Origin of the sequence: Novosphingobium sp. SL115, from assembly GCF_026672515.1 — a bacterium.
Taxonomy (GTDB): Bacteria; Pseudomonadota; Alphaproteobacteria; order Sphingomonadales; family Sphingomonadaceae; genus Novosphingobium.
In genome coordinates, this window is the sequence record NZ_JAPPRG010000002.1 from 3,001,008 (window position 1) to 3,020,476 (window position 19,469).

The following is a 19,469-nucleotide window of genomic DNA, read 5'->3' on the forward strand; positions in this document are numbered from 1 at the left end:
CCGCATTGGACGGCGAAGCAGTCTTTAAGCCACCTCTGCTGCCACTTCGCGCATCTGCTGTCGCAACCAGTCCAGCCCGACATCGCCGGTGCGCGATTGGTGAAACTGCATCATCTCCTGCATCTTGGGGAAGTCAAAAGGCAGCGGTGCCCAGGCAAGGTTGAAGCGGCGCGCGATCTGACGAACAAACCGTTCATGCAGCACGGCAAGCCGTGGGGTGCCTTCAATGAACCACGGGGCAGAGGCAAAGCTGCCGACGGTCACTTCGACCAGCCGTTCGCGTCCCATGCGCGACAGTGTGGAATCGGCAAAGGCAGGGGTGCGATCCGCACCGAAAGCCACCGTCACATGGCCCGCTGCATAGAAATCATTTTCGGTCAGACCGCGCGCGAATATGGGATTTTGCGCCCAGCCGACAACGACCTGTTCTTCTTCGAACAGGACTTCGCTGGGATGCCATGAAGCAAGGAACGGTTCGGGCGTGACCAGTAGGTCGGCCCTGCCAGCTTCCAGTTCGGCAACGCTGTGTTCGTTGGGCTGAATGATTTCCAGCCGCACGCCCGGCGCGGTGCAGGCAAAGCGTTCGATCAGCGGCACCAGCACCGCGACCATGATGTAATCCGAACCGATGATGCGAAAACGTCGGGTGGATGTGGCCGGATCAAACGTGCTCGGCGTGGCGATGGCGCGTTCCACTCCGCGCAGCGCCTGCTGCATCTGCGGATGCAGCGCTTCGGCAAAGGGCGTGGGGTGCATCCGTTTGCCCACGGCGACGACTATGGGATCACCGAAAAATTCGCGCAGACGGCGCAGCGCAGCGCTGGTGGCGGGCTGTGTCAACCCGATGCGTTCTGCCGCGCGAGTAACGCTGTGAGTTTCCATCAGTGCATCGAACACGACGAGAAGATTGAGATCGAGGCCTTTGAAACGCATCGCTTTGCATGCTCCGGTTCAATCATGCGCTGATTGATAAGAGGCGCAAGACCACAAATTCGGCGCATTGTGAAGAGCCGCATAGCCACTTTGGCGTACTGGGTTGGACCGATCGCAAATCGTGCCGGTTGAAATGAATTAATCGAGCGCTTAACCATGGGGCAAATAGAGCAGTGTGGAGATTCGGATGGCTGAGGTGCTGCAAGGCAAAGTGGTGGTCGTCACCGGCGCAGGGCGCGGCATCGGTCGCGAAATTGCCCTGCTGTGCGCGCGTGAAGGTGCATCGGTTGTGGTCAACGATCCCGGCGTTGCGCAGGGCGGCGATGGTGGGGATGCAGGCCCAGCGCAAACTACGGTGAACGATATCGTGGCGGCGGGCGGCAAGGCCTGGGCCAATCTTGCCAGCGTGGCCGATCCGGCGGGCGCGGCGACAATCGTGGAAGACGCGGTGCAGCGCTTCGGGCGGATCGATGCGGTGGTAAACAATGCCGGAATTTTGCGCGACACGATCTGGCACAAGATGTCCTACGAAGACTGGACCAGCGTGATCGACGTGAACCTGACCGGCGCGTTCAACGTGTCAAAGGCAGCGACGCCCTATTTCCGCGAACAGGCGTCGGGCAGTTTCATTCACTTTACATCCACCAGCGGGCTGATCGGCAATGTCGGGCAGGCCAACTATTCCTCTGCCAAGCTGGGGCTGGTGGCGCTGTCGCAGTCAATCGCGCTGGACATGGCCCGCTGGGGCGTGCGGTCAAACTGTATAGCCCCGTTCGCGTGGAGCCGGATGACAGCTTCGATCCCGGCAGAAACACCCGAACAAAAGCAGCGGGTGGAGCGGATGCAGACGATGAGCGCGGACAAGATCGCACCGCTGGTCGCGTATTTGGCGTCAGACCTTTCAAAAGACGTCACCAATCAAGTCTTTGCCGTGCGCAAGAATGAAATCCTGCTGTTCAACAAGCCGCGCCCGGTGCGCTCGATGGTCAAGGTGGAAGGTTGGACGCCTGCGGCCATTGCCGACGAACTGATCCCGGCATTCCGCCCCGCCTTTGCGCGCGGGGACGAAGTTTCCGCCCATGTCTTCCCATACGATCCGGTCTGAGGAATCACCAAGATGAGCACCCTGAACCCCGGCATGGACGCCGAGATCTTCGACCAGTTCATCGAACAACTGCGTCGCTATGTGCGCGAACGGCTGATTCCGGCAGAGGAAGACGTCATCGCACACGACCGCATCCCGGACGATATCCTGTCCGAGATGCGCGAAATGGGGCTGTTCGGGATTACTATTCCCGAAGAGTTCGGCGGCGCGGGCATGAACATCAGCCAATATATCGAGACCGTAAAGCAGATGAGCTATGCCTCGCCTGCTTATCGCTCCACCATTTCGATCAACATCGGCATGACCGGCAGCGCGATCAAGAATTTCGGCACGGCGGAGCAGAAAGCCGAATGGCTGCCACGCATCGCCAGTGGCGAGATCGCCTGTTTCGGCCTGACCGAACCGGGGTCGGGATCGGACAGCGCAGCGATGCAGACAACGGCGGTGAGTGACGGCAACGGTTACAGGCTCAGCGGCACCAAGCGCTACATCACCAACAGCCCATCTGCAAAAATCGGCCTCATCATGGCGCGCACGTCGAAAGAAGCGCTGCCCCGCAACGCCCATGTTTCGGCCTTTATCGTCGACATGACCACGCAGGGTATCACCATCGGCAAACCCGACAAGAAGATGGGCCAATCGGGCGCACACATCGCCGATGTCATCATGGAAGATGTGCATATCCCCGGATCGGCGCTGGTCGGCGGAGAGGAAGGGCGCGGCTTTCAGATCGCCATGCAAAGCCTTGATAATGGAAGGCTTTCTGTGGCAGGCATGGGTGTCGGCATGGGGCGGCGCGCGCTTGACACGGCCATCCGCTATGCCACCGAACGCAAAGCCTTTGGTGAGGCGATTGCCAACTTCCAGCTGATCCAGGCAATGCTGGCTGACAGCGAAGCCGAACTCTATGCCGCCGAATGCATGATCGCCGATGCCTGCGCCCGCGCAGACCGGGGCGAGAATATCCAGCGCAAGGCGGCAGCGGCCAAGCTGTTCGCATCCGAAGCCTGCGGGCGCGTGGTCGACCGCTGTGTGCAGGTGTTTGGCGGGGCGGGATATCTGGCCGAATACCCGGCAGAGCGCTTCTTCCGCGATGCCCGCATCCTGCGCATCTATGAAGGCACCAGCCAGATCATGCAGTTGCAGATCGCCAAACATATGCTGCGCGAATTCGCGAGCGAAGGAACGGTCTGGTAATCCATGTACCAGCTTTTGAACGGCCTTTCGCTGGTCGAGGTTTCCTCGTTCGTGGCATCCCCCACCATCGGCCTGTATTGCGCACAATTTGGTGCAGACGTGATCCGCGTGGACCAGATCGGCGGGGGGCAGGATTTCCGCCGCTGGCCGGTGAACGAACGGGGCGACAGCTTCAGCTGGGAAAACCTGAACCGGGCGAAGCGCAGCGTGGCATTGGACCTGACCAAACCGGAAGGGCGCGAACTGCTGGTGCGGCTGTGCCAACAGGTCGGCACACTGGCCACCAACCTTCCGGCGAAGGGATTCCTTGCGCACGACAAGCTGGCACAGGGACGGCCCGACATGATTTCGGTGCGGGTGATGGGCTGGCCGGACGGGGCGATTGCGCTGGACTACACGGCCAATGCGGTGGTCGGCTATCCCGCGTTGACCGGCCATGGCGACGAACCGGTGAACCATTCGCTGCCTGCGTGGGATTTCATCACCGGGGCCTATGGCGCATTCGCGCTGTTGGCGGCTGTGCAGCGGCGCACGGCCACCGGTCTGGGCGGAGAAGTGCGCCTGCCACTGACCGATATTGCCATAGGCACCGTCGCCAATCTGGGGCGCGTGGCCGAAGTTCTGTATTCCGGGCATGATCGCCCGCGTCTTGGCAATGCCGTCTATGGCACCGTGGGGCGTGATTTCGTGACCGCAGATGGCGTGCGGGTGATGATCGTGGCGATCAACGAACGGCAGTGGCAGGGACTGCTAAGGGCGCTGGACATTGGCGCGGCGATTGCCGGGATAGAGACGCGCGAAAGCGTGTGCTTCGCCGAAAATGACGGGATGCGTTACGCCCACCGCGATGCTATTTTTGCGGTTATGGAGGCGGCAATTGCGCCACTGTCCCATGCCGAACTGGCCGAGCGACTGGACGCGCAAGGTGTGACGCATGGCCCCTACAAGACATTGCCGCAGGCGATGGAGGATGACCGGTTGTTCACCGCCAATCCGATGTTCGCGCAGTGCGACAGCAACCCCAGCGGCTTTGCCTATCCGGCGGCGGGCGCATTTGCCACGATCCCGCAGATGGAGCGTGCGCCTGCCGCCCCTGCCCCGCTGAACGGACAACACACCGAACAGGTTCTGGCCGAAAAGCTGGGGCTTTCATCGGGCGAGATCGCCCGCCTGATCGACACAGGAATTGCAGGAGTGGCCCAATGACCCAAACCCTTCGCCGCGTTGCCATCGTATCCCCGCTGCGAACCGCCGTGGGCAAATTTGGCGGCGCGCTGTCGTCGATGACGGCGGGCCAGTTGGGCGCGGTGATCCTGAAAGCGCTGGTGGAGCGCAGCGGGATCGATCCTGAGCGGGTGGACGATGTGGTCTTTGCCCAAGGCTATGGCAACGGCGAGGCGCCCGCTATCGGACACTGGGCATGGCTGGCGGCGGGGCTACCGCTGGAAGTGCCGGGCTATCAGGTAGACCGGCGCTGCGGATCGGGCCTGCAAGCCGTGGTCAACGGCGCAATGATGATCCAGACCGGCGCTGCCGATGTGGTGGTGGCAGGCGGGGTGGAATCGATGTCCAACGTCGAACATTACACCACCGACCTGCGCCGGGGCGTGCGCATGGGCAACATGACACTACACGACCGGTTGAGCCGGGGGCGGCTGATGAGCCAGCCGGTGGAGCGGTTTGGCGTCATCAGCGGCATGATCGAGACGGCGGAAAATCTGGCGAAGGATTACGGCATCACGCGCGAGGCTGCCGACGCCTATGCCGTGCGCAGCCATCAACGCGCGACGGCGGCGTGGGCAAATGGTCTGTTTGCCGACGAACTGGTGGCCGTGCCGGTGCCACAGCGCAAGGGTGAACCGAAGCTGTTCGACCATGACGAAGGCTATCGCCCCGATGCCACGATGGAGACATTGGGCGCCTTGAAGGCGCTGGAAACCAAAATGCCGGGAGCCGTCGTTACGGCGGGCAATGCCAGCCAGCAGAACGATGCGGCAGCAGCATGTTTGCTGGTAGCAGAGGACAAGCTGGCCGAACTGGGGCTTGAACCGATTGCATGGTTCCATTCGTGGGCAGCGGCGGGGTGCGATCCTGCGCGCATGGGTATTGGGCCGGTGCCAGCAGTGGAGCGGCTGTTCGCACGCACCGGGCTGACGTGGGACAAGATCGATCTTGTCGAACTGAACGAAGCCTTCGCGCCGCAAGTTCTGGCCGTGCTGAAAGGCTGGGGCTGGAGCGACGATGACAGCCGCCACGATATGCTGAATGTCAACGGATCGGGCATATCGCTGGGCCACCCCATCGGCGCGACCGGCGGGCGCATTCTGGCCAACCTGACACGCGAATTGGTGCGGCGCGACGGGCGCCATGGGCTTGAAACGATGTGTATTGGCGGTGGACAGGGCATTGCGGCCATGTTCGAGAGGGCGTGATGATCCTTAGCCCGCACGATGCCGACGACCATGGCGAAATCCGCGAAGGCGTGCGCAAGCTGTGCGCGCAATTTCCCGGCGAATACTGGCGCAAGCTGGACCAAGCCCGCGAATATCCCACTGCGTTTGTCGATGCGCTGACGCAGGCAGGGTATCTTTCAGTACTGATCCCCGAAGAATACGGCGGGTCCGGGCTGGGACTTGGCGCGGCGGCGGCCATCCTTGAAACGGTGCAGGCCGAAGGCGGCAATGGCGGAGCCTGCCACGCGCAGATGTACACCATGGGCACGATCCTGCGCCACGGATCGGAAGAACAGAAGCGCGCCTATTTGCCCGCGATCGCCAGCGGGAAATTGCGGTTGCAGGCCTTTGGCGTGACCGAACCGACCAGCGGAACCGATACCACTTCGCTTCGCACCTTCGCGCGTCGAGAGGGTGACGAATATGTGGTCAACGGGCAGAAGATCTGGACCAGCCGCGCTGAACATTCTGACCTGATGCTGCTGCTGGCCCGTACCACACCCAAGGACGAAGTGGCCAAGAAGACCGACGGGCTTTCGGTATTCATCGTGGACATGCGCGACGTGGTGGGCAAATCGCTGACCATCCGCCCCATCCGCACGATGATGAACCACGCGACGACAGAAGTTTTCTTCGACAATATGCGCATCCCCGCCGCCAATCTGCTGGGCGAAGAAGGCAAGGGCTTCCGTTATATCCTGTCGGGTATGAATGCCGAGCGCGTGCTGATTGCGGCAGAATGCGTGGGTGATGCCAAGTGGTTCACCAAGCAGTCGGTCGATTATGCCAAGGCGCGGCAGGTGTTTGGCAGAGCAATTGGAGCCAATCAGGGCGTCGCATTTCCCATCGCCAAAGCGTACGCTAATATGCGGGCCGCCGAACTGATGGTGCGCGAAGCGGCGCGGATGTATGAAGCCGGGCTACCAATGGGGGCCGAGGCCAACATGGCCAAGATGCTGGCCGCCGATGCATCATGGGAAGCGGGCAATGCCTGCGTGCAGACCCACGGCGGCTTCGGCTTTGCCGAGGAATACGACGTGGAGCGCAAGCTGCGCGAAACGCGATTATATCAGGTGGCGCCGATCAGCACGAACCTGATCCTGTCGTTTCTGGCCGAACATGTGCTGGGCCTGCCGCGCAGTTATTGATTGCACCCCGGATCAAGTCCGGCGCGAGGCTTGCTTAGTCCGCCGAAGTTTCCAGCAAGCCTCCGCCCAAGGCGCGGTAAAGCTCGACCATATTCGCCGCCTTGGTCAGCCGTGCCGAAACCAGCGACTGGCGCGCGGTGTAGAGTGTGCGCTGCGCATCCAGCGGCTCAAGATAGTTGGCAATGCCTGCGTCATAGCGCGATTGCGACAGGCGCAGGGCGGTGGCAGCGTTCGCTTCCAGCGACACTTGCGCAGCGATGCTGGTATCGATGGTACCGCGCCGGGCCAGCGCATCGGCCACTTCGCGGAATGCGGTCTGGATGGCCTTTTCATAGGTGGCGAGAGCGGCTTCGCGCGCCGCCTTGGCCGCGTTCAGATTGTTGGCAGTGGCCCCTGCATCAAAGATCGTCTGACTCAACCCCGCGCTGCCGGTCTTCTGGAACGATCCGCTATCGAACAGCGACGACAGGCTCCCGCTGGCAAAGCCCAGCAACCCGGTAAGCGAGATGGTGGGGAAGAACGCCGCGCGGGCAACGCCAATGTCGGCATAGGCGGCGCGCAGGTCATGTTCTGCTGCCAGCACGTCAGGCCGGCGTAGCAGGACAGCAGAGGACAGGCCCACCGGCAAAGCGCTGCGCATCTGGCCACCATCACCCAGCGTCGAGGGCAGAAGATCATCAGCCACCGCACCGCCGACCAGAAGGTCGAGCGCATTGCGCGCCTGCGCAAGACTGGTCTTGTAGTCCGCAACCGCCGCCTGTGCGCTGTTGAGTGCCGTTGTGGCAGTGGCAACGTCCAGTTTGGTGCCGATCCCGTTGGCTTCGCGCCGCACGTTTACGCTCAGCGTCTGCTGGCGCGAGGCCAGCGTTTCTTCGGCAATACGCAGCGCATCGGACGTGGCGGCATAGGTCAGCCATGCACTGGCAACTTCGGCGACAAGTGCAATCTGCGTGGATTTGCGGCCTTCATCGGTGGACAGATAGCTTTGGAACGAAGACGCGCTCTGGTTGCGCAGCCGCCCGAACAGGTCAATCTCATAGGCGCTGACGCCTGCCTGCGCAGAAAAGCTGTCGGTCACTCGTCCAGCCGAAGCGCGCGTTTCCGAAGCCGACCCGCTGGCCCCGATGGCAGGGACAAGCGCGGCCCGGTCCACCCGGTAAAGCGCCCTTGCGCGCTCGACATTGGCCAGCGCCACGCGCAAATCGCGGTTGTCGGTCAGCGCGCGGGCGATGACCTGTTGCAGGCGCGGGTCGGTAAAGAATTCGCGCCAGCCTAGCTTGTCCGCTGCGCTGTCCGTGTCCGCCAGCAAAGGATAGGCCGCACCCTGTGGCAGACTAGGCGGCACCGGAGCGTCTGGACGCACATATTTGGGCGCCATGTTACAGGCCGATAGCGCCAGCGCAGGCAGCAGCATCAATTGAGCCTTCATGCCGGTTCTCCCTGCTGGTGGGCATCAGGCGCTTTGCCCTTGCGGTTGAACAAGCCTTTCACCAGCACGAAGAACAACGGCACGAGGAAGATGGCCAGCAGTGTGGCGGAAAGCATCCCACCCATGACCCCGGTGCCGATGGCGCGACGACCATTAGCCCCTGCCCCATCGGCAATCACCAGCGGCACGACGCCTGCAATGAAAGCCACGCTGGTCATGATGATCGGACGCAGGCGCAGACGCGCACCTTCCAGCGCCGCGGCGACGGCAGTTTCGCCCTTGGCCATGGCGGCTTCGGCAAACTCCACGATCAGGATCGCGTTCTTGGCCGAAAGGCCGATGGTGGTAAGCAATGCGACCTGGAAATAGATGTCGTTGTCATAGCCGCGCAAGGTCACCGCCAGAACCGCACCGATAATGCCCAACGGGATCACCAGCAACACCGCCACCGGCACCGACCAGCTTTCATACAGCGCGGCAAGACACAGGAAGATGAAGAAGATCGAGGCGGCGTAGAGCAGCGTCGACTGGCTTGATGACGCGCGCTCCTGAAAGGACAGGCCACTCCACGCCACGGAATAATTGCCGTCAAGCTTGGCTGCAGCCTCTTCCATCAACTTCATTGCGTCACCAGAACTGACTCCCTCCGCACCCGCCCCCTGCAACTGCTGCGCGGCGATGCCGTTGAAGCGATCCAGCCGCACCGGTCCTTGGGTCCAGTGCGAAGCCGCGAAAGCAGAGAAAGGGGCCATTTCGCCATTACTGCTACGCACAAACCACTGGCCAAGATCAGCCGGCTCGTTGCGATAGGGCGCATCCCCCTGCACATATACGCGCTTGACGCGGCCCCGGTCGACAAAGTCGTTCACGTAAAGCCCGCCCCACGCGATCGACAGGGTAGAGTTCGCGTTGGCAGGCGTGATCTGGAACGCGGTCAGCGCGTCGTCGTCCATGTCGACTTTCAGCTGCGGCGTATCTTCAAGGCCGGATAGGCGCACTTGCGAAAGGCGAGGTTCTTCGCCCGCGAGCTGCGTCAGCGTCTGACGCGCGGCGGTAAGCGCGGTGTTGCCCGCGCCGCCGGCATCCTGAAGCCACATTTCGAAACCGGCTGAACTGCCAAGCCCGCGAATGGGGGGCGGGTTGAGCACAAACATCTGGGCATCGCGCGATTTGCGGAAATGGGCGTTCAATCGTTCAGCAATGGCAGCAGCGGTGCGGTCTGCACCCTTGCGTTCGGACCAGTCCTTCAGCAGCATGAAGCCCTGCCCTGCGTTCTGCGCCGAACCCGACTGGCCACGGCCCATAACAACGAAAACCGCCTGCACATTGTCCTTTTCGGTTTCGAGTATGTAGCGCGACATCTCCATCGCAACAGCGCGGGTCTGCTCGGATGTGGAGCCGACCGGAAGCTGATAGTTGAGCGAGAGGTTGCCCTGATCTTCGGCAGGCAGGAAACTCGTGGGCAGGCGCACATAGAGCAGCACCATGGCCACCGTGATTGCGCCGAACACCAGCATCCACGGCGTCGGCCGTCCGACAACCTTGGCCAGCCGGCCACGATAGCGACCTTCAAGATTGCCATAGCCGCTGTTGAACTTGCGGAAGAACACACCCTTTGGCTTTTCATGGTCGGCCACAGGCTTCAGCAGCGTGGCGCAAAGCGCAGGGGTGAACACCAGCGCGACCAGCACCGAAAGCGTCATGGCTGAAACGATGGTAACTGAGAACTGCCGATAAATCGCGCCGGTCGATCCGCCAAAGAACGCCATCGGCACGAACACGGCAGTCAGCACCAGCGTAATGCCGATCAGCGCAGAGGTGATTTCCTCCATCGACTTGACGGTGGCTTCCAGCGGGCCAAGCCCTTCCTCGTGCATCACCCGCTCGACGTTTTCGACAACGACGATGGCGTCATCCACCAGTAGGCCGATGGCCAACACCATGCCGAACATGGTCAGCGTATTGACCGTATAGCCGAACAGCGACAGCACGCCAAAGGTGCCCAGCAGCACCACCGGCACGGCAATGGCCGGGATCAGTGTGGCACGCCAGTTCTGCAGGAACACGAACATCACGATGACGACCAGCACAATCGCTTCGAACAGCGACCAGACCACTTCTTCGATCGACAGTTTGACGAAAGTGCTGCTGTCACGCGGATAGGCGATGGCATAGCCCGCCGGCAAATCCTTGGACAGTTCCTCGACCTTGGCCTTGACCAGTTCGGCCGTTTTCATGGCATTGGCGCCGGACGCAAGGTTGATGGATAGACCGGTCGCGGGATTGCCGTTGAAACGGCTGAGAGCGCCGTAGTTTTCCTCGCCCATTTCCACGCGGGCCACGTCTTTCAGCTTGACCACCGAACCATCGACGTTGGTTTTCACCACGACGTTCTGGAACTGCTCCGGCGTTTCAAGGCGCGACCGCGCGGTAACCGTGGCGTTCAACCGTTGCCCATCTGGCGATGGGTTTGCGCCAAGTTCCCCCGCCGCAACCTGCGTGTTCTGGGCCTGCAAGGCAGACGTGATATCCGACGGCATAAGCTGCACCGCCGCCAGCCGCAGCGGATCAAGCCAGATACGCATGGCGTAGGACGAGCCGAACACGTTGGCGCTGCCCACGCCTTCGACGCGGGATAGCGGGTCTTGAAAATGCGTTGTCAGATAATCGGAAATATCGGCATTGTTGGTGCGGCCAGTCTTGTCATAGATCGACACGACCATGAGCATGTCGGACTGCGATTTGTTGACGCTGACGCCCTGCTGCTGAACCACGGTTGGCAGCCGGTTGATCGCGCGCGAAATTGCGTTCTGCACCTGCACTTGCGCAGTATCGGGATCGGTGCCCTTGTCAAAGGTGACCGTGATGCTGGACGAGCCATTGCTGGAATTCGAATTGAAGTAGAGCAGGCCGTCAAGGCCCTTCAACTGCTGTTCGAGAATCTGCGTGACAGAGTTTTCAACCGTCGCGGCATCCGCACCGCCATAGGTCGCGCTGACCGAAACCGTAGGCGGGGCGATGTCGGGGTATTGTTCCACCCCCATGGTGGTGACGGCGAACAGGCCTGCCGCCATGATGACAATGGCCAGAACCCAGGCAAAGATCGGGCGATAGGCAAAAAAGCGCGAAATCATGGGCGGTTACTTCCCCGCCCCGGCTTTGGCCCCGGCTTTGGTATCATCCTGTGGTTTGCTGCCTGCTGGCACGATCTTGGCCTTCTGGCCTTCGCGCGCGTTGATAAGGCCATCGACCACCACCCGGTCGCCCGCCTTCAACCCGCTGGTCACCAGCCAGTTCTGCCCCACCGGCGTATCGGCGGTGATATCGCGCTTTTCCAGCGTATCGCTGGCATTGGCCACCAGCACGCTGGCCCGCCCGCGCGGATCGCGGCTGACGGCGGCCTGCGGCACCAGAATGCCGTTGGGCACCGTGCCCTGTCCCACAATCGCGCGCACGAACAGGCCCGGCAACAGATCGCCCTTGGGATTGGGCACTACCGCGCGAACGGTGATCGTTCCAGTTTCGGGATCGACATCGATATCTGCAGGATTGAGCTTTCCGGCCACGGGGTATTCGCTGCCATCGGGCAGCACGACCTTGACCGGCGCAGCCCCGGCCACAAGCTGGCCAGTTTCGATGGCGCGTTTCAATGCGACGAAATCAGCCCCCGACTGCTTGATGTTCACATACATCGGATCGAGTCGCTGGACCTTGGCCATCGCCGTGGTCTGGCTGGCGGTGACCAGCGCGCCCTTGGTCACCATCGAAATACCGATGCGCCCGCTGATGGGCGATGTAACGCGGGTGAAACCCAGATTGACCTGAGCAGACGCCAGCGAAGCACGCGCCTGCGCCACGGCAGCGCGCGACTGGTTGTAGGTTGCCAGTGCGTCAGCGGCGTCCTGCTTGCTGACGCCGCCCTGTTCGGCCAGCAGGCGATAGCGTTCAGCTTTCAGCCGGTTCGCCTCAACCGTGGCCTGGGCCGATGCCAGCGAAGCCGATGCCTGCGCCTGCGACGCGGCATAGATGCGGGAATCGATCTGGTAAAGCGGCTGCCCCGCACGCACGAACGACCCTTCCTGAAACAGCCGGGACATGACGATACCGGCCACCTGCGGGCGCACTTCGGCAATCTCATAAGCTTCGGTGCGGCCCGAAAGTTCAGTGGTCAACTCCACCGCTTCGGTGCGGGCAACCATGATGCCCACCGTCGGGGTCGGCTTTGCCTTCTGCCCTTCAGCGGAACCGCACGCACCAAGCGCAAGCGCTCCAGCGCAGACCAGCGCGAAGGCAGGGAGTTTGGGCAGCAAGGAGAAGCTCACGACGTCACGGCGGGGGGCATTCGGGATCGACACAGTATGGCTCACGGAATTCTCGCACCAAATCATGTCCAGAAGCAGGCAGGATCGAACCATGGCGATTCGACGGCTAGATGCCGCTTCGGGACGCTATCGGGGTGCGTGTCTAGCAGATTGCTGCAACTGCGCACGTTCCTTGATAGGCAACAAACAGGTCTGCGACACAAAGATACAACTGCGCGTAGAATGCGCGCTTCATCGCGATTCGCACCCAAGCAACCCCGAATCCGAGGTAAAATCTCTCCCAATGCGCGGATTTCAGTGGAAAGTCGGGTTTCGCCCATGGCTTTCGCGGTTCGCGTTGCGTTAGCCGTGCGCTCCCTATCCAAGCTGAGGACAACATACCCATGAACAACAGCGACCTCGCAGACATCGTCGCAGCGAACCACGGCCTTTCCAAGGCCGATGCCCGCAAGGCCGTCGACAGCGTGTTTGCCGCCATCACCGAAGCTGCCGCCCAGGGCGATGAAGTTTCGCTCAACGGCTTTGGCAAGTTCAAGGTCAAGAACACCCCGGCTCGTGAAGGCCGTAACCCTTCGACCGGCGCGACCATCCAAATCGCAGCTTCGAACAAGCTGACCTTCTCGGCCGCAAAGGCTGTCAAGGACAAGCTCAACGGCTGATTTGCCGTTGGAGCCGACGCCCGCCCCTGCGGGTGTCGGCTCCATGCCTCTATCTCGCTTACCTCTGCGCGCCTGATTTCAGGCAAGGTTTTACAACCCCGGCTGTCGCGCCCAGCCCTTCCCACCCTCACCCTGTGGCCTATCGCACGGCATGTATTCAAGCCGGCTTCAACTTGCACACCTACTTCGCTGTGGGCGCATGGACGCGCCCTGCAGCCCGCATGCCGTGGTTAACGCAACCAGCCGCTACAGCCCGAAATGGCGCATTAAATTTACCTAAACGATGGCGGGATGATTTATAAGGCCGCCAAATTATACTGATTTATCAGAACGAATACGTCCCAAGCCAATTTCAGACCACGCCTGCCTGCAGACTGCTGACAACAGGTAAAATTAACCATTATTTAGCGGCGTCTACTTAGGATTTCCCCTGTCGACATGGGACGTCGGCAAAACGGAAAGCAGGCAAACCCTGTTTTCCGGTTCGGGACTCTCCGGTTCACTTCCGGGGACTTGGATAGGGAAGAACACAATGAAGAAGTTGCTTGCCAGTGCGGTAATCGCCGCCGGCCTGCTGGGTTCAGGCTCTGCCTTTGCCCAAGCGGCCAACTCCAGCAGCGCCACCGCTGCCGGGTCGGTCACGATCGTTCGCCCGTTGACCATCACCAACACCAGCGGCCTTGCCTTTGGCCGTATCGTCAAGCCGCGCACCGGCGATGGCACGGTGTCGATTGCCAACAACAGCAACACGGTTGTCGCAGGCAGCGGCGCTGTCGCACTCAGCGGCATCACTACCAGCCGCGCCGTGTTCACGGTTGACGGCGAAGGCGGTCAGGCCATCGGCATATCGATGCCTTCGTCCATGACCCTGTCGGGCAATGGCGATACCATCGAAGTGACTCTGGCACCCGATTTCGGCTCCACCGAAACGCTCAGCGGCGCTCTGGCCGGTTCTGGCAGCAAGACGCTGAACGTGGGCGGTGGCTTTGATCTGCCCTCTGCCCAGGCTTCGGGCGCGTACACCGGTTCGTTTACCGTGACAGTCGCTTATCAATAAGCGATCGCACCGGTAAGCTGCCGGTTCGGGAGAGGGAATGCCGGGAGGGGGAATTCAGGGCATGACGAAATGCGCACCTGTCCGCACATGGCTTGCCGCCTGTGCGCTGGGCTTTGTCAGCCTTGGCTCGGCACCCGCTGCCATTGCAAGCGAGGTTGAGGCATCGGAAAGCGTGTCCGCACGCGCCGACGCGCTCACCTCGCTTGTGGTGGTGGAACCGGTCGGCGCAGGCTTTGCCTTCGATGTCATCAACGATGCGGTTTCCGCCGTCTTCCTGAACGGCGACGGCTGGGACTCCGCCTCGCTGCTGCTGTCGCGGCGCAGGAACGGCCCGACGAAATCGCTGGGTGGGGTCATCATCATGGCCAGCGGCGTCTATCGCATCGATCTGCTTTCCCCGGTGAAGGTGCAACCTGGCACCAGACATCAGGCTGACAGGTTCTCGTCCGGTGTGCTGCCGGGCGGAGGTTCGATCCTGTTTCTGGCGCAGTTCAACTGAACGCGCGCATTATAAGGTTTTCTGCCATGAAGCACGCATTCAAGGCTCTGGTTTCGCTGCTGCCGCTGATGCTGGCGGCGCCTGCCATCGCACAGCCGGTTTCGCTGCCGATTGCCGCGCCCAAAGGCGATGCACCAAACGCATCCGCTCCGGTGACGACCGCCGCTGCCAACATCAACCTGACCCCGCGCCGCGTGATCTTTGATCGCGCCAAGCGCACCGAGGCGGTGTTCGTGTTCAATCAGGGCAACACCCCGGTCACCGTCGATATCGCGCTGGTTGACAACGCCATGCTGCCGTCGGGCGAAATCGTACCGCTGGCCCGCCTTGCCGAACACGGCGCTGCTGCCGAGGCGGTTGGTGCAAGAGTGCTGTCGGCCAAACCGTTCGTGCTGGCCGCGCCCAGCCGGCTGACGCTGCCGCCGGGACAGGGCAAGACCATCCGCGTGCGCGCCACATTGGCCGATCCCAACACCACGGCCGAATATCGCACCCACCTGACCGTGACCACTGTGCCATCGGCAGACCTTGGCCTGACGGCCGAACAGGCCGCGTCGGCGGACAAGGGTGAACTGGTGCTGCGCATTCAGTCGATCTTCGGCATTTCCATCCCCTTGATCGTGCGCGGGGGAACCACTGATGCCGCCGGGTCCATCGGCGCCATTACGCAAGTGACCACGCCCGATGGCCCCGGCCTTTCGGTGCCGCTGCGCCGCACCGGGCAGACATCGCTTTACGGCAATATCGAAGTGCGTTCGGGCAAGGAGATCGTCGGGCTGGTGCGTGGCCTTGCCATCTACCCCGAAATTGCCGAACGCACCGCCACGGTGCCGCTGCTGCGCCCGCTGAAGCGCGGCGAAAGCGTGACCGCAACCTTCATCGCGGATGATGCGAAGAAGGCCGAACCCATTGCAAGCGGGGCGTTCACCGCCCCCTGACATGCTTGATGCCGCCGCAATCCTGGCCCTGGCCGGCGCTGCTACCAGCGTGGCGCCAGAGGGTTCTGCTGCGTCTGCAAAAGCCGCAGACGTGCCGATCCGTTTCGGCGCGCAGGAAGACTATGCCGACCAATTGCTGCTACTGTCAGTGCAACTGGATGGCGCGACAATCAGCGAAGCGCTGACCGCCTATGGCGACGCAGCAGATCCCATGCTGCCACTGGGCGAACTCAGCCGCCTGCTGGAACTGCCGCTGGATATCGACGTCGGCAATGGCGTGGCGTCGGGCCGGATCGGCGAAAGCCAGCGCCCGCTCACCATCGACCTGAAATCCGGGCAGGCGCTGCTGGGCGGCAAGGTTGTGGCGCTGGTTCCGCCCGACACCATCGTCACCGAAACCGACATTTTCCTGCGGGCATCGCTGATCGCCAAATTGCTGCCGCTACGCATTACCGCCGTGGCCGATGAAATGGCACTCCATCTGGAAGCGACCGAAAAGCTGCCGGTGCAGATTCAACGTGAACGACTGGCCCGCATTGCCGGGCTTTCGCGCGGGCCGGATCAGGCCGAAGATGCCCTGCGCGTGGCCACCCCCTATCGCTGGCTGGGTGAACCGGCGTTCGATTTCACGTCAGAGCTTGGCTATGACAGCACCGATGGCCGCGCGATTACGCGCATGGAAGCGCGGGTTGCGGGCGATCTGCTGCAAACCGGCTTTTCCGGCTGGCTGGCCACCGATGACCGCGCGAAGCCTTCATCCGCACGATTGGCCTTCACTCGCCGGTCGGAAGATGGCCATCTGCTGGGTTCACTGGGTGGCACGATGGCATCTGTGGGCGATGTCTTTACCCCGCCAAGCGTTATCGGCGCGCGCAGCATGAACGGCGCAGGACTGGTCTTTTCTTCGGCGCGGATCGACGAAGCCAGCGTGTTTCAACGCATCAACCTGCGCGGCGAATTGCCGGTGGGATACGATGCCGAACTTTACATCAACGACATCCTGCGGTCGGGCCAGCGGGGATCAGGCACGCAAGGCCGCTATGAGTTCAACGACATCCCGCTGGTGCGCGGGCGCAACGCCATCCGCATCGTGCTTTATGGCCCGCGCGGCGAACGGATTGAACGCACCCGCATGATTAACGTGGGCGGCGGGCAACTGGCCGCAGGCAAAACCACGCTGGACCTTGGCGTGGTGGCGCAGGATCGCGCGGTGATCGACCTGTCGGATACCAGCGTGGCAGGGTTCATGCGCGGACGTGGCAAGTTGCGCGCCGTGCTGGGGCTGGCCCACGGCATCAGCGAAAGCATGACCATTGCAGGCAGCCTGTCCCGCTTTACCGACAGCGGGGGCACAGACCATACCATTGGCACCGTGGGCGCACGCACGTCACTGCTGGGCATTTCAGTGCAGACCGACATGGCTAGCGACTTTCGCGCGGGCAAGGCGCTGTCGGTGGGACTGGCCGGACGGCTGGGCGGGATCAGCTTTCTGGGCCGCCATGTCGAATATGGCGGCGGCTTTGCGGACGAAGCGAACACCAGCTTCGACGCCGCGCGCCCACTGCGCCGTTACAGCGAACTGGTGTTCGATCTGGCCGTGCCGCTGCCGGGATCGGTGGGCCTGCCGCTTTCAGGCCGGATCGACCGTGCGGAATACATCGACGGCGGCAAGAGCATTTCGGCCCGCGCACGCACCACAGCCAGCCTTGGCGGAACGCTGGTGGCCTTCGGCGCGGATTACAGCCACCGCTCTGCACCGGGATATTCCGATACCCGCATCAACGGCAATATCAGCGCGATGCGGCTGGTGGATTACAAGTGGCAATTGCGCGCCACCGCCGATTACCGGATGAAGCCTGGCTTCGCGCTGGAAACGCTGGGCCTTGCCGCAGACCGCGCCATTGGTGATCGCTACAGCCTGCGCTTTGGCGCAACCCGCACCTTTTCCAACCGCGATGTCGCCCTGCAGGCTGGGGTAACCGCGCGCCTGCCCTTTGCATCGGCCACGCTTGGCGGTGACTGGTCCACCGGGCAAGGCCGCTGGCGGGTGGGCCTGCAACTGAACTTCGGCCTTGCCCGCGATCCTTTGCAAGGCCGCTATCGCATGACCCCGCCCGGCCCCGCCAATGGTGCCAGTGCCGCCCTGCTGGCCTTTATCGATGCTAATGCCAATGGCCGCCGCGATACTGGCGAAGAGGCCGTGCCCGGCGTAACGGTAGAAGGCGGCGGGCTGAAAGCGGTGACCGATGCCCAAGGCCACGCCTTCGTAACAGGGCTGGGCGATGGCAGCATGGCCGCGCTGCGCACCGACATTTCCAATGCCGACACCGTGTTCGTCACGCCGCCGCCACAGAACATCGTGTTCGCCGCGCGTGCAGGACGGGTGGCGACCATTGATTATCCGCTGGTGCCCACGTCAGAACTGGTCGCCCGGATCAATTTCCGTCGCCGCGATGGCGCGTTGCGTGGCCTTTCGGCAGTAAAACTGCGGCTGGTCTCGCCCAAAGGCGCGGTGGCCGAAGGCGTAACCGAATTTGATGGGACCGCCGTGTTCGATCAAGTCAAGCCGGGCCGCTACGCGCTGGAAATCGATGCCGATCAGGCGGCGCGGCTGGGTATGCGGATGATGGCACCGGTCTTCGTCACCGTTGCCGCCGATGGCCGCACGATTGACGCCACCGGTGAAGTGGCGTTCAACGAACCGGTGCAGGTGGTGGCAAGATGAACAGGCGCGCATTTTCAATAGCGCTGGCCGTAGTGGCTGCTGCGCTGATTCCCGGCAGCAGCGCCATGGCCCAAAACTACTCCGTGCAATCAATCAGCGACGCCAATCTGGGCGATGTCGTGTCCGCCGCATCCGGCACGTCGACCTTCCGGTCCAACGCATCATCCGGGGCAGTCACCCTGCAATCGGGCAGCGCAGTGCGGCTATCCAGCACCTCCGCCAATGCCGTGGTGACGATCGGTTGCAGCAATTCGGTCCTGTGCGCGACCACTGCCGTCTCTGTCACACTGGCCCACGCCGGAACGCCCAGTGGACGGCTGGACTACATCCCTTCGGTCAGCGTTGCCAACGGTACTGCTACCATCACATCGGCCTATAGCGCAGGCAGCTATGTGGTCATTAACCTCAGCCCGATTCCACGCAATTCCTCACGCACGTTCCTGCTTGGTTTCGATATGCCGGTGCTGGGCAATGAATCTTCACGGTCAACCGGATCTGCGGTCAGTTCCTATCTTATCACCGCGTCGCGGCCCAGCGGCTCAGGGTCGAGTTCTCAGGTAGGCGACATCATCGCCAAAGTGCTGCGCCCCATCGCCATTGCCAAGACGCAGGATCTGCAATTTGGCAGCGTGACGCGGCCCAGCAGCGGATCGGGCAGCATCACGGTAAGCCCATCAGGTTCGGCCAGCAGCACCGGCACCAATGTCCGCCGCTTTTCCACCCCCGCGCCCAGCGCAGCCGCCTTTACCGTGACCGGCGAAGGTGGGCAGGCGGTGACGGTATCGGTGCCATCCACCGTATCGCTAAACGGGCCAGCCGGAACCGTAGTGGCAACCACCACCGCCACCGGCAGCGGATCGCAGGTGTTGAACGGCAGCGCAGGCGCAGCAGGAACCGTACAGGTGAAGGTCGGCGGCACCGTACCGCTAACCCAGACCACCGGCATCGGCACATTCAGCGGCGCTTTGACCGTGACGGTTCAGTATAACTGACGCCGGATAACT

General features: G+C 62.3%; 15 protein-coding genes. 11 read left to right on the forward strand and 4 right to left on the reverse strand.

Annotation, left to right across the window (positions count from 1 at the left end; all coding sequences use genetic code 11):
- Positions 1–24 precede the first annotated feature (24 nt).
- On the reverse strand, positions 25–933 hold the full coding sequence (locus OVA07_RS16085; RefSeq protein ID WP_268172538.1) for a LysR family transcriptional regulator: 909 nt from the start codon (positions 931–933) through the stop codon (positions 25–27).
- A 187-nt stretch (positions 934–1,120) separates the two neighbouring features.
- Between OVA07_RS16085 and OVA07_RS16090 the strand changes: the two genes are divergently transcribed.
- Genes OVA07_RS16090 through OVA07_RS16110 form a run of 5 tightly spaced genes read left to right on the forward strand, consistent with a single transcriptional unit; the run spans position 1,121 to position 6,836 of the window.
- Positions 1,121–2,038 (forward strand): SDR family NAD(P)-dependent oxidoreductase, encoded by a 918-nt coding sequence (locus OVA07_RS16090; RefSeq protein ID WP_268172539.1) that lies wholly within the window; start codon positions 1,121–1,123, stop codon positions 2,036–2,038.
- Between the two features lie 12 nt (positions 2,039–2,050).
- The gene (locus tag OVA07_RS16095; RefSeq protein ID WP_268172540.1) at positions 2,051–3,235 is read left to right on the forward strand and encodes an acyl-CoA dehydrogenase family protein; all 1,185 of its coding nucleotides are present in this window, start codon (positions 2,051–2,053) and stop codon (positions 3,233–3,235) included.
- 3 nt (positions 3,236–3,238) lie between these two features.
- Positions 3,239–4,441 carry a CoA transferase gene (locus OVA07_RS16100; RefSeq protein ID WP_268172541.1) on the forward strand — a complete coding sequence of 401 codons (1,203 nt, stop codon included), beginning with the start codon at positions 3,239–3,241 and terminating at the stop codon, positions 4,439–4,441.
- Positions 4,438–5,667 (forward strand): acetyl-CoA C-acetyltransferase, encoded by a 1,230-nt coding sequence (locus tag OVA07_RS16105; RefSeq protein WP_268172542.1) that lies wholly within the window; start codon positions 4,438–4,440, stop codon positions 5,665–5,667. The genes OVA07_RS16100 and OVA07_RS16105 overlap by 4 nt, the downstream gene beginning before the upstream one ends.
- On the forward strand, positions 5,667–6,836 hold the full coding sequence (locus tag OVA07_RS16110) for an acyl-CoA dehydrogenase family protein (protein WP_268172543.1): 1,170 nt from the start codon (positions 5,667–5,669) through the stop codon (positions 6,834–6,836). The genes OVA07_RS16105 and OVA07_RS16110 overlap by 1 nt, the downstream gene beginning before the upstream one ends.
- Before the next feature lie 34 nt (positions 6,837–6,870).
- Here the strand turns inward: OVA07_RS16110 and OVA07_RS16115 are convergent, their stop codons facing one another.
- Genes OVA07_RS16115 through OVA07_RS16125 form a run of 3 tightly spaced genes read right to left on the reverse strand, consistent with a single transcriptional unit; the run spans position 6,871 to position 12,632 of the window.
- Entirely contained in the window at positions 6,871–8,265 is a 1,395-nt protein-coding gene (locus OVA07_RS16115) for an efflux transporter outer membrane subunit (protein ID WP_268172544.1), read from the reverse strand.
- Entirely contained in the window at positions 8,262–11,399 is a 3,138-nt protein-coding gene (locus tag OVA07_RS16120; RefSeq protein ID WP_326493130.1) for an efflux RND transporter permease subunit, read from the reverse strand. The genes OVA07_RS16115 and OVA07_RS16120 overlap by 4 nt, the downstream gene beginning before the upstream one ends.
- A gap of 6 nt (positions 11,400–11,405) precedes the next feature.
- Positions 11,406–12,632, reverse strand: a complete 1,227-nt coding sequence (locus tag OVA07_RS16125) for an efflux RND transporter periplasmic adaptor subunit (protein WP_268172545.1) — start codon at positions 12,630–12,632, stop codon at positions 11,406–11,408.
- A gap of 338 nt (positions 12,633–12,970) precedes the next feature.
- Here OVA07_RS16125 and OVA07_RS16130 point away from each other — a divergent pair, with 338 nt between their 5' ends.
- From OVA07_RS16130 to OVA07_RS16155, 6 genes are all read left to right on the forward strand, one after another.
- Positions 12,971–13,246, forward strand: coding sequence for an HU family DNA-binding protein (locus tag OVA07_RS16130; RefSeq protein WP_268172546.1), 276 nt, complete (start codon positions 12,971–12,973; stop codon positions 13,244–13,246).
- A 532-nt stretch (positions 13,247–13,778) separates the two neighbouring features.
- The gene (locus tag OVA07_RS16135) at positions 13,779–14,303 is read left to right on the forward strand and encodes a DUF4402 domain-containing protein (RefSeq protein ID WP_268172547.1); all 525 of its coding nucleotides are present in this window, start codon (positions 13,779–13,781) and stop codon (positions 14,301–14,303) included.
- Positions 14,304–14,364: 61 nt separating this feature from the next.
- Positions 14,365–14,802, forward strand: a complete 438-nt coding sequence (locus OVA07_RS16140; RefSeq protein ID WP_268172548.1) for a hypothetical protein — start codon at positions 14,365–14,367, stop codon at positions 14,800–14,802.
- Between the two features lie 26 nt (positions 14,803–14,828).
- The gene (locus OVA07_RS16145) at positions 14,829–15,740 is read left to right on the forward strand and encodes a hypothetical protein (RefSeq protein WP_268172549.1); all 912 of its coding nucleotides are present in this window, start codon (positions 14,829–14,831) and stop codon (positions 15,738–15,740) included.
- 91 nt (positions 15,741–15,831) lie between these two features.
- Positions 15,832–18,465, forward strand: a complete 2,634-nt coding sequence (locus OVA07_RS16150; RefSeq protein WP_268172550.1) for a hypothetical protein — start codon at positions 15,832–15,834, stop codon at positions 18,463–18,465.
- Positions 18,462–19,457 (forward strand): DUF4402 domain-containing protein, encoded by a 996-nt coding sequence (locus OVA07_RS16155; RefSeq protein ID WP_268172551.1) that lies wholly within the window; start codon positions 18,462–18,464, stop codon positions 19,455–19,457. The genes OVA07_RS16150 and OVA07_RS16155 overlap by 4 nt, the downstream gene beginning before the upstream one ends.
- Positions 19,458–19,469 lie beyond the last annotated feature (12 nt).

What these genes read in the sequence shown, in the direction of transcription:
- OVA07_RS16090 (WP_268172539.1), top strand. Translation starts at nt 1,121, where the DNA reads ATGGCTGAGGTGCTGCAAGGCAAAGTGGTGGTCGTCACCGGCGCAGGG.
- OVA07_RS16140 (WP_268172548.1), top strand. Translation starts at nt 14,365, where the DNA reads ATGACGAAATGCGCACCTGTCCGCACATGGCTTGCCGCCTGTGCGCTG.
- OVA07_RS16155 (WP_268172551.1), top strand. Translation starts at nt 18,462, where the DNA reads ATGAACAGGCGCGCATTTTCAATAGCGCTGGCCGTAGTGGCTGCTGCG.
- OVA07_RS16085 (WP_268172538.1), bottom strand. Translation starts at nt 933, where the DNA reads ATGCGTTTCAAAGGCCTCGATCTCAATCTTCTCGTCGTGTTCGATGCA.
- OVA07_RS16135 (WP_268172547.1), top strand. Translation starts at nt 13,779, where the DNA reads ATGAAGAAGTTGCTTGCCAGTGCGGTAATCGCCGCCGGCCTGCTGGGT.
- OVA07_RS16100 (WP_268172541.1), top strand. Translation starts at nt 3,239, where the DNA reads ATGTACCAGCTTTTGAACGGCCTTTCGCTGGTCGAGGTTTCCTCGTTC.
- OVA07_RS16145 (WP_268172549.1), top strand. Translation starts at nt 14,829, where the DNA reads ATGAAGCACGCATTCAAGGCTCTGGTTTCGCTGCTGCCGCTGATGCTG.
- OVA07_RS16095 (WP_268172540.1), top strand. Translation starts at nt 2,051, where the DNA reads ATGAGCACCCTGAACCCCGGCATGGACGCCGAGATCTTCGACCAGTTC.
- OVA07_RS16115 (WP_268172544.1), bottom strand. Translation starts at nt 8,265, where the DNA reads ATGAAGGCTCAATTGATGCTGCTGCCTGCGCTGGCGCTATCGGCCTGT.
- OVA07_RS16130 (WP_268172546.1), top strand. Translation starts at nt 12,971, where the DNA reads ATGAACAACAGCGACCTCGCAGACATCGTCGCAGCGAACCACGGCCTT.
- OVA07_RS16110 (WP_268172543.1), top strand. Translation starts at nt 5,667, where the DNA reads ATGATCCTTAGCCCGCACGATGCCGACGACCATGGCGAAATCCGCGAA.
- OVA07_RS16105 (WP_268172542.1), top strand. Translation starts at nt 4,438, where the DNA reads ATGACCCAAACCCTTCGCCGCGTTGCCATCGTATCCCCGCTGCGAACC.
- OVA07_RS16120 (WP_326493130.1), bottom strand. Translation starts at nt 11,399, where the DNA reads ATGATTTCGCGCTTTTTTGCCTATCGCCCGATCTTTGCCTGGGTTCTG.